The organism is Methylobacterium sp. WL18 (genome assembly GCF_008040015.1).
Taxonomy (GTDB): Bacteria; Pseudomonadota; Alphaproteobacteria; order Rhizobiales; family Beijerinckiaceae; genus Methylobacterium; species Methylobacterium mesophilicum.
Genome location: NZ_VRVD01000134.1, coordinates 1 through 9,508 on the forward strand (window position 1 = coordinate 1; position 9,508 = coordinate 9,508).

General features: G+C 68.5%; 10 protein-coding genes and 1 pseudogene. 8 read left to right on the top strand and 3 right to left on the bottom strand.

The window, feature by feature from the left end; all coding sequences use genetic code 11:
- The first annotated feature begins 254 nt into the window (after positions 1-254).
- From FV228_RS12230 to FV228_RS12240, 3 genes are all read left to right on the top strand, one after another.
- Complete coding sequence (locus tag FV228_RS12230; RefSeq protein WP_147854870.1) at positions 255-575, top strand: 2Fe-2S iron-sulfur cluster-binding protein; 321 nt, start codon at positions 255-257, stop codon at positions 573-575.
- Positions 576-774: 199 nt separating this feature from the next.
- Complete coding sequence (locus FV228_RS12235; protein WP_147854871.1) at positions 775-1,005, top strand: hypothetical protein; 231 nt, start codon at positions 775-777, stop codon at positions 1,003-1,005.
- Positions 1,006-1,029: 24 nt separating this feature from the next.
- Entirely contained in the window at positions 1,030-1,326 is a 297-nt protein-coding gene (locus FV228_RS12240) for a type II toxin-antitoxin system RelE/ParE family toxin (RefSeq protein ID WP_147854872.1), read from the top strand.
- Positions 1,327-1,350: 24 nt separating this feature from the next.
- Here FV228_RS12240 and FV228_RS12245 read toward each other — a convergent pair whose 3' ends face one another.
- On the bottom strand, positions 1,351-2,526 hold the full coding sequence (locus tag FV228_RS12245) for a VWA domain-containing protein (RefSeq protein WP_147854879.1): 1,176 nt from the start codon (positions 2,524-2,526) through the stop codon (positions 1,351-1,353).
- Positions 2,527-2,863: 337 nt separating this feature from the next.
- Here FV228_RS12245 and FV228_RS12250 point away from each other — a divergent pair, with 337 nt between their 5' ends.
- Entirely contained in the window at positions 2,864-3,271 is a 408-nt protein-coding gene (locus tag FV228_RS12250; RefSeq protein ID WP_147854873.1) for a hypothetical protein, read from the top strand.
- 15 nt (positions 3,272-3,286) lie between these two features.
- Here the strand turns inward: FV228_RS12250 and FV228_RS12255 are convergent, their stop codons facing one another.
- Positions 3,287-5,134: a cation:proton antiporter gene (locus FV228_RS12255; protein ID WP_147854874.1), complete on the bottom strand. Its 1,848-nt coding sequence runs from the start codon at positions 5,132-5,134 to the stop codon at positions 3,287-3,289.
- A gap of 319 nt (positions 5,135-5,453) precedes the next feature.
- Between FV228_RS12255 and FV228_RS12260 the strand changes: the two genes are divergently transcribed.
- From FV228_RS12260 to FV228_RS12270, 3 genes are all read left to right on the top strand, one after another.
- Positions 5,454-6,716 carry an ATPase gene (locus tag FV228_RS12260; protein ID WP_147854875.1) on the top strand — a complete coding sequence of 421 codons (1,263 nt, stop codon included), beginning with the start codon at positions 5,454-5,456 and terminating at the stop codon, positions 6,714-6,716.
- Positions 6,713-7,360 (top strand): hypothetical protein, encoded by a 648-nt coding sequence (locus tag FV228_RS12265; protein ID WP_147854876.1) that lies wholly within the window; start codon positions 6,713-6,715, stop codon positions 7,358-7,360. Before FV228_RS12260 ends, FV228_RS12265 begins: the two co-directional genes overlap by 4 nt.
- Before the next feature lie 71 nt (positions 7,361-7,431).
- Positions 7,432-8,283, top strand: a complete 852-nt coding sequence (locus FV228_RS12270; protein WP_147854877.1) for a MoxR family ATPase — start codon at positions 7,432-7,434, stop codon at positions 8,281-8,283.
- Positions 8,284-8,286: 3 nt separating this feature from the next.
- Here FV228_RS12270 and FV228_RS12275 read toward each other — a convergent pair whose 3' ends face one another.
- A complete protein-coding gene (locus tag FV228_RS12275; RefSeq protein WP_147854878.1) occupies positions 8,287-9,216 on the bottom strand; it encodes a class I fructose-bisphosphate aldolase in 930 nt (309 codons plus the stop codon).
- 173 nt (positions 9,217-9,389) lie between these two features.
- Here FV228_RS12275 and FV228_RS34185 point away from each other — a divergent pair.
- Positions 9,390-9,508: pseudogene (locus FV228_RS34185) on the top strand (histidine phosphatase family protein); the annotation flags it as partial.

Here is a 9,508-nt window from a genome sequence, read left to right on the forward strand (position 1 = left end):
GCCGCCGAGGCACGATTGCGGGCCGGCGCCGGGGCGGTCGCCCTCGACGACCTCGTTCAGGCCGTCGCGGCGGCACTGGCCGAGATCGCGCCGGACGCCGAGTCTTAAGGGCGTCGGTTCGCCGAACAGGCGCCGATGCGGCGATCGATCCGGAACGGACCGCCGCCACCGCGCTTGCATTCCATGGCCTCAGCCGCCAAGCAGTCACCCCGCCCGTCGAAGCGAGGCCGCTCGACGCGAGCCCGGAGCCGAGCATGCCCAAGATCACATACGTCGACCACGCCGGGACGGAGAGGACCGTCGAAGGCAGCGTCGGCGCGACCGTGATGGAGACGGCGTTGCGCAACAACGTCCCGGGCATCGATGCGGAGTGCGGCGGCGCCTGCGCCTGCGCCACCTGCCACGTCTACGTGGCCGACGCGTGGATCGACGTCGTGGGCAAGGCCCAGGACATGGAGCAGGACATGCTCGATTTCGCCTCCGACGTGCGCGAGAATTCCCGCCTGTCCTGCCAGATCAAGATCGCCCCGAACCTGGACGGGCTGGTGGTCTCGACCCCGGCGCAGCAGGGATAGGCTATCAGGCGCTTAGCTGACGAGAGAATAAGGTTGCCCACCTTCGATAGGGCTTGCCTTCACGCGTCATATTCAGCGCGCAGGTGAAGTCGAGGATGACTCCCCATGAGGCTCGCGCGGGGCTGAGCTGTCGCGCGGGTATCATCGTTTTCCGAAAGCAAGCTACCATCTTTCGGGACGACGCTGCGGGAGCCTGAACATGACCAGGGTTGAATTCCGGCAGGAACATCGGCTGGACTCGTCCGACGAAACGGCACAACAGCGTAAGGCTCGCCTCGCAGCCGAAGCGTCGATGCTGGCGGTCGCCAAAGCGGATATCGCAGACGGTCGATATATCGCGGACGGCGATGTCGATGCTTGGCTTGATGCCTGGGTGAATGGAGAGCCGGTCGAGCTTCCTGAAGCCTCTGCCCACTCGCGCAAGCGCTAATTTGCGACGTACGAACTCCGAACCGTGTCGTTTCGCTTTCGGATTTCCCGCGCGGCGGCGGCTGATCTCGCTTCCGTGCGAAGATGGCTCCGCCAGCCTGTCGCAGGGGAGAGGGCGGCACACCGCCTTGCTCAGATCAACAGAGCCCTTCAGGAACTGCGACACACCCCGCTCATGTGGCCGGACGGCGAGCATGATGGAACGCGATCCCGCACCGTAGCGGGCCACCGAATCGTCTACGCGATGACAGACGACGAAGGCACGGGGACAGTCGATGTGCTCTGCGTCTTCGGACCCGGCCAGAGTTCGGATAACCTTTGACGCCCTGTCTGTTTTGACCGGCCCTCACCGCACCAGCGCCCGGGCCGCCGCGTCGAGCCCGTCGAGGGTGAGGGGGAACATGCGGCCGCCCACGAGCCGCTGCACCATCCCGATCGACTGGGTGTAGCCCCAGTGGGTCTCCGGTATCGGGTTCAGCCAGGCCACCTTCGGGAAATGGTCGAGGAGCCGCTGCATCCAGACGGCGCCGGGCTCCGCGTTCCAATGCTCCACCGAGCCGCCCGGCGTGGCGATCTCGTAGGGGCTCATCGAGGCGTCGCCGACGAACACCACCCGATAGTCGCTGCCGTAGGTGCGGATCACCTCCGTCAGCGGGGTCCTGGCCTCGTGCCGGCGCCGGTTCTCGGTCCAGACCGCCTCGTAGGGGCAGTTGTGGAAGTAGTAGTGCGCGAGGTGCTTGAACTCCGAGCGCGCCGCCGAGAACAGCGCCTCCGCCTGCTCGATGTGCCAGTCCATCGAACCGCCGACATCCAGGAACAGCAGAACCTTGACGGCATTGCGCCGCTCCGGCCGCAGCCGCACGTCGATGTAGCCCTGGCGAGCGCTCTCGCGGATCGTGCCGTCGAGGTCCAGTTCCTCGGCCGCTCCCGTCCGGGCGAAGCGGCGCAGCCGCCGCAGCGCGAGGCGCATGGTGCGCGCGCCGATCTCGCGGTCGTCGTCGAGATCCTTGAACTCGCGCTTGTCCCAGACCTTCACCGCGCGGAAGTTGCGGTTGCCGTCCTGGCCGATGCGGATGCCCTCGGGATTGTAGCCGTAGGCGCCGAACGGCGAGGTCCCGCCGGTACCGATCCATTTCGAGCCGCCCTGGTGGCGCTCCTTCTGCTCGGCTAGGCGCTGCTTCAGGGTCTCGAACAACTTGTCCCAGCCGAGCGCCTGCAACTCGGCCTTCTCGGCGTCGGTCAGATACTTCTCCGCGAGCTTGCGCAGCCATTCCTCGGGGATGGCTGCGGGCTCCACCGCTTCCCCGAGAGTCTCCAGCCCCTTGAAGACGGTGCCGAACACCCGGTCGAACCGGTCGAGATGCGCCTCGTCCTTCACCAGGGCCGTGCGCGCGAGGAAGTAGAACGCCTCGACGTCCCGCTCGGCTAGGCCCTGGTCGAGAGCGCCGAGCAGGGTCAGGTACTCCTTGAGGGAGACGGGAACCTTCGCGTCTCGGAGGGCCGTGAAGAAGTGCAGCAGCATCCCCGAAGAACGCGCCAGCAAAGCGCGCGGGTCAAGCCCAGGCGAATCAGCCAAGTTCAGGATCCGGCGGCCCGCACATCCGGCGCTGATCTCAGAGTCGTTTCAGATGGTCGACAAGATTCATCGGCATGCGAAGTGCTTATCCAGAGTCTCCCGGAGAGTCTCCAGAAGCCTCGGAGAGTCATAAGCTGGGCATAACTCACCGAATCTGTTGATATGTGCGGGTCCAAGCCTCGCGCAGTCACTGAAACGGTCATGGGAATCGCTCAACTCGGCATCTCAGGTGTGTTCAGCCGCGAGGACGCGTGCCGCACCAACCGAAGCGAGGAGACCAGCAATGGCGGTCATCCTGCGGAATCTGACGGATTTCAAGCGGTTTCTCGGGAAGCCGGGCGCGACGATTCAATTGGTGCGCAACACCTTCATGGATCGCCAGCCCGAGACGACCCGTGAGGCCTACCGCGCCAAGGGCATGTACGCGCCGCGCGCCGTGCAAGCCCTGTCGCGCAAGGCCGCGGTGTTCACCCTGCGGGGGTTCCCCGGGACCGTGTGGCTGTACTGGGACAAGGGAGCACGCGGCTGGCGCTTCGCGGGGGACACCGTGACGGTCCCCTTGGTCACCGGCCTCGGACCGGCGGACGAGATCGTCTACCGGTGCAGCTTCGCCGACGGGTTCGAGCCGGCGCCGCGCAACCGCGTGACGCGTCAGCCCAAGCACGCCGAGGCGCATCTCGCCTCGGCGTGATGAGCCGAACCCGGCTCACGCCTCCTGGCGCCCGGCCTCCTGACGCGGCGCCGCCTCCTTCTTGGCCGGCGGCTTCCCGAGGGCCTTCCCGACGGTGCGCCGGGCACGGAAGATCGGCTTGGCCTCGTTCTCGCGCTTCTTGAGCAGCGCGCGGTACTCGTCCCGCCGCTCGTGGATCGACGCGATGACGAGCCCCATCGGCACGCCGACATCGACTAAGACGGCCTCCGACAATTGCAGGGACGCCTCGATGGTCTCCGGCACGGCGTCGTCGACGCCCAGTTCGTAGAGTGCCGAGGCGTGCCGGGCGTCGCGGGCGCGGGCGACGATCGTCAGGTCCGGTCGCTCCGCCCGGGCCGCCGCCACCGCCTGCTCGACCGCCCGCGGGTTGTCGAGGGTGACCACCAGGGCACGCGCCGTCGCGATGTCGCAGCGGCGCAGGATCTCGGTGTTGCCCGAATCCCCGAAATAGACCGGCGCGCCGGCGCGGCGCTGTTCGGCGACCCGGGCCGCGTCGGAGTCGAGGGCGAGGTAGGGGATCCCGTGCCGGTCCAGCATCTCGGCGACCTGGCGGCCGACGCGGCCGAAGCCCGCGATCACCACCCGGTTCTCCACCCGCTCCGGCAGCGGCTCCGCCTTCATGGCGGCCTGGGCGGCGCTGGCCGCACCACGGCTCAGCCTGCGGCCCAGGGCCGCCAGCGCCGGGATCATGATCATCGTGACCGTGGTCACGATCAATGCGGCGGCGCCGACATCCTCCGGCACCAGTCCGGTGGCGGCCGCGCCCCCGATCAGCACGAAGGCGAATTCGCCGCCCGGCCCGAGCAGCAACGCCGCCTCCAGGGCCACCGGGCGCGAGATCTTGAGGGCGGGGGCGGCCATCATCACCACGGCGGCCTTGATCAGCACCAGCGCCAGCGACAGGCCGAGGATCGCCCCCGGCGCCGCCATGAGCTGCGCGGGATCCAGGTTCATGCCGACCGAGACGAAGAATACGCCGAGCAGCAGGCCCTTGAACGGGTCGATGGTGGCCTCGATCGCCCGGCGATACTCGGTCTCAGCCAGCAGCAGCCCGGCCACGAAGGCGCCCAGCGTCATCGACAGGCCGCTCGCCGCCGCCGTCAGCGCGGTGCCGACGATGACCAGCAGGCAGGCCGCCATGAACAGCTCGGTCGAGCGCGTCCGCGCCACCAGCTGGAACAGCGGGCGCAGGGCGAGGCGGCCGGCGACCACGATCAGCACTAGCGCGATGGCGGCCTGGCCCAGCGCCATGGCCAGCGCCCAGCCCTTGTCGCCCTCGTCGCCGCGGCCCAGCACCGCGATCGCGAACAGCACGGGAGCGACAGCGAGGTCCTGGAACAGCAGGACCGCGAAGCTGGCGCGGCCGGAGGGCGCGTTGAGCCGCTTCTGCTCGGCCAGGACCGGCAGCACCACCGCGGTGGACGACAGGGCCAGCCCGATGCCGACGATCACCGCGCCCGCAAGCGGCACCTGCAGCCCGTACAGGATCGCCCCGAGGATCAGCGTCGAGCAGCCGACCTGCAGAGAGCCGAGGCCGAACACGAGCCGCCGCAGGGTGCGCAGCCGCTCCCACGACAGCTCGACCCCGATCATGAACATCAGGAAGATCACCCCGAACTCGGCTAGGTGCGAGATCTCGGTGCGGTTGCCGATGGTGAAGAGGTGGACGTAGGGATGGGTGTCGGCGAGCCGACCGAGGCCGAACGGTCCGAGCAGGGCGCCGGCGCCGATGAAGCCGAGCACCGGGGAGATCCGCAAGCGGTGGAACAACGGCACCACGATACCCGCGGTGACGAGGAACAGGATCGCTTCCTTGTAGGAGCCGGCGTGGACTTCAGGCATCGGCGGCGGATCGAACCTCCTGTTTCCGACCGGTGCGGGGGCCGATCACGGATGCGCGATCATGGGTCGGCCCCGTGCATCGGGCAACCGCTTTCGGCCAAGGCAAGGCCGGCGAGGTGCGCTCGGACACAAGCCGGATACACGGTTCGGGTGAGACATTTGAGCCACCCGGATGCGGCTTGCTGGCGATCCACCGGCGAATTGCGTGCAGGGCGGCCCAAAATCGGCACAATGCCCGCATACACGCGGCGGTTAACTGGGCGTTAAGTTCGGCCAGGACCGCGCCCGTGCTGTAACACGGCGCCTGCGACTGGACCCGATGGATGTGACGAGGCCGATGATCTCCATCAAGTCGATATTCTCCGGTCCGACGGCCCCCCCGAGTCGCGATCTCCAGCGCGAGCGCCGCGAATGGAGGCTCGAGTCGGACAGGTGGGTGCACCAGCGCCACGTCGACCGCGGCTACCGCATCAAGTGGGGCTACGTGGCGATCGCGTATCTCGTCGAGTTCATGGTGATCGGCGCCTCGCTCTGGGGCGCGTGGCTGTTCGCGGGCGTCTACAGCGACGGCGACTGGCACGCCTTCTACTTCATGCTGCTGGCGCCCCTGGTCTACGCCGCCGTGGAGTTGTGCCGGGTGCCGCTCGGCATCCTGGCCCGCACCCAGCGCTCGCATTTCGTGCGCGGGCTGGCGGTGCTCGGCATCATCTTCGCGGCCGGCGTCACCACCAAGTCGGTGTCGCAGCTCGGCGAGATGATGTTCCATCCCCGCTTGATGGAGGCCGCCCGGACCAAGACCGCCCTCAAGGACGCCCAGGCCGACCGCGCCACGATCGGCGACCGGATCAAGGCGGCGGACGAGCGCGTGGCGCAGTACACGACCGAGCTCGACCAGATCGAGAAGCGGTCCTCCGACAACGCCCAGCAGCTCGCCGGCCTGCCGGCCCAGCGCTGCGAGCGGGTGTTCGGCACCAACAGCAAGGGCCGGAAGTACCAGAACCTGAAATGCGTGGCCGATCCGCGGGTAGCCGCCCTGTCGGCGGGCGTGACCAAGGCGTCGGCCGACCGCGCCGTGCTGATCAAGGAGCTGGAGGAGGCCCGCAAGGCGCGCGCGACCCTCGACCCCGGCGCCGCCGACCGGCGCGTGGCCGATGCCGAGCAGGGCTACCGCAACGCGGTCAACCGCTCGCAGCTCCACTCCTTCACCGCGATGGTCTACGGCGTCGATCCGATCGACGTGACCGAGCAACAGGTGCACGCCTTCCTGCGGATCTTCGTGTTCCTGCCCGCCGTCTGCGCCGCCTTCGCGTCGACCATCCTGGCGCTCTGCGCGGTCTCGACCCGCCGGACCTTCATGGATGAGGACGACCTCGGCGCCGCCGTGAACCCGGAGGCCGCGCCCTACATGCTGGACGCGATCGCCGACGCGCTGCGCTCGAACCCCGAACCGATCCTGCCCCGGGCGGCCAACGCCACCGGCGCGGTGATCCCGATGAACCGCCCGGCCCAGGGCCAGCAGAGCCTGCCCGGCCAGAACCTTCCGGGCCAGCAGACCCTCCCAGCCGCGGGAGCCGGCGCATGAACTACGTCGCCGGCGGCACCCCTGAGAACGTCGCCCTCGCCCAGCAGGTGAACTCCCGCCTGCGGGCGGATTCGAGCTACGTGGCCGCGCGGGCCTTCCTGTTCCGTGCGCTGGGTTTCGGCGCCTTCGCGTGCCTGGCCGGCATCGGCGTCGGGGCGGCGGCCTATGGCTGGGCCACCCTCAACCAGTTCGACACGGCCGCCGAGAAGATCGCCGCCGCGATGCAGGCCGCGCTTTCGGACGTGACCCTGAAGACCAAGGGCGAGGTCACGCTGACCGACAACACGCTCAAGCTCGAAGGTCTTCCCAAGATGGGCGGCGGCGGCACGCCGACGCCCACCAAGGCGCAGCTCGGCAGCGACGCCGCCCCCGCCTCGAAGGCGGCGGTGAACACCACCTTCACGGTGTTCAAGCAGGTACCCTATCTCGACGGCCAGATCGTCACCGGCTGGAACTTCAAGGACAATTCCGACCAGCCCTATCAGCAGTACTGCTACTTCTCCCGCCGCTCCAACGAGTCGAAGGGTCAGGTCGAGATCAAGATCGACCTCGCCATGGACACCAAGACCCTGCCGCAGCCGCAGAAATCCGACGTGAACCTGGAGATCCTGGCCCGGAACTGCGTCTGGCACGAGAAGGGTTAGCCGGTCTCGCTTGCGGGGCGGCGTCGGCACGCGCTACCGGTTGCCTCCAGGCCAGCTTCTCCGAGAGCGCGATGCGATTTTCCGGAACCGAGACCTACGTCGCGACACCCGACCTGACCGCCGCGGTCAACGCTGCCGTGGTCCTGGAGCGCCCGCTCCTGGTCAAGGGCGAGCCCGGCACCGGCAAGACCGTGCTGGCCGAGGAGATCGCCCGGGGCCTGGGCGCGCCGCTCATCGTCTGGAACATCAAGTCGACCACCAAGGCCCAGCAGGGCCTCTACGAGTACGACGCCGTCTCGCGGCTGCGGGACTCGCAGCTCGGCGACCCGCGCGTCTCGGACATCGGCAACTACATCCGCCGGGGCAAGCTCTGGGAGGCGTTCACCGCACCCGAGCGGCCGGTGCTGCTGATCGACGAGATCGACAAGGCCGACATCGAGTTCCCCAACGACCTCCTGACCGAACTCGACCGGATGGAGTTCCACGTCTACGAGACCGGCGAGACCGTGAAGGCCGTGCGCCGGCCGATCATGATCATCACGTCGAACAACGAGAAGGAGCTGCCGGACGCGTTCCTGCGCCGCTGCTTCTTCCACTACATCAAGTTCCCGGACGCCGAGACGCTGATGCGCATCGTCGACGTCCACTATCCGGGCATCAAGCACCGCCTGGTCGAGGAGGCCCTGCGGGTCTTTCTCGAGACCCGCGAGGTGCCGGGCCTGAAGAAAAAACCCTCGACCTCGGAGCTGCTGGACTGGCTCAAGCTGCTCGTCTCCGAGGATATTTCGCCCGAGACCCTGCGCGAGCGCGACGGCCGCAAGCTGATTCCGCCGCTGCACGGCGCGTTGCTGAAGAACGAGCAGGATGTCAGCCTGTTCGAGAAGCTCGCCTTCATGATGCGCCGGGAGCAGCGCGGCGGCTGAGCCTCAGCCTGCCTTGCCGGCATAGATGTCGGTGATCCGCCCCAGAAGCGTCAGGGCATCCGTCTTCGCGCGCTGGAAGGCATTACGGCCGACGATGGAACCGAAGCCGCCGCCCGCCTGGATGGCCCGGATCTCGTCGAGGAACGTGTCGTCCTCGGCTTGGGCGCCGCCCGAGAAGATCACGATCCGCCGCCCGTTGAAGGCGCATTGCACCACGTGGCGGACCCGCTCGGCCGCGGTGCCGATCGGGATGCCGGTCGACTCGTAAACCTTCTTCGCCGCCGGCTGCTCGATATGGCCGGTGGGCAGCTTGACCTTGATGATGTGGGCCCCGAGCTGCGCGGCGATCTGCGCCGCGTAGCCGATCACGTCGATGGCGGTCTCGCCGTCCTTCGACAGCGCCGAGCCCCGTGCATAGGACCAGATCACCACGGCGAGCCCGGCTCTCTTGGCCTCCTCGGCGATCGCGCGGATCTGGCCGTACATGGCGTTGCGGTGGGCCGAGCCCGGATAGATCGTGAAGCCGATGGCGCAAGCGCCGAGCCGCAGCGCGTCCGCCACGGAGCCGGTGATCGCCTGCTCGGGATCCTCCTCGTCGGCGAGGAGGTCGTGGTCGTTGAGCTTGAGGATCAGCGGGATCCGTCCGGCATAGTCCCGGGCGCCCGCCTCGAGGAAGCCGAGCGGCGCGGCGTAGGCGTTGCAGCCCGCCGCCAGGGCCAACTCGAAATGGTAGTGCGGATCGTAGGCCGGCGGGTTCGGGCCGAAGCTGCGGGCCGGGCCGTGCTCGAAGCCCTGATCCACCGGCAGGATCAGCATCTTGCCGGTGCCGCCGAGCCGGCCGTGCTCCAGCATCCGGGCGAGGTTGGTGAGCGTGCCGGGGCTGTCGGCCCCATACCAGGACAGGATCTCCGAAACGCGGGGCGAGCGATCCATGGCGCGACCTCCTTCGACAGAGACCGCCACCCCGTGCGCGTCCCGCATCGGCGGCCCAGCTTTTCGAACCGGGCAGGACCGCCGAGGTTCCCGGGGGCCGCGCTTTGCGCTAACCGGGCCCCGGCGCGCGTTCGGCGCGCTTCGGTCATTCCATCCCGAGAAGGGCCCGCTCCATGCGCAGGCTGATCCTGTTGCGGCACGCCAAGTCGGACCGTCCGGCGGGCGTCGCCGACCACGAACGGCCGCTCAACGACCGCGGCCGCCGGGCCGGGCCGGCAGTCGGCGGCCACAT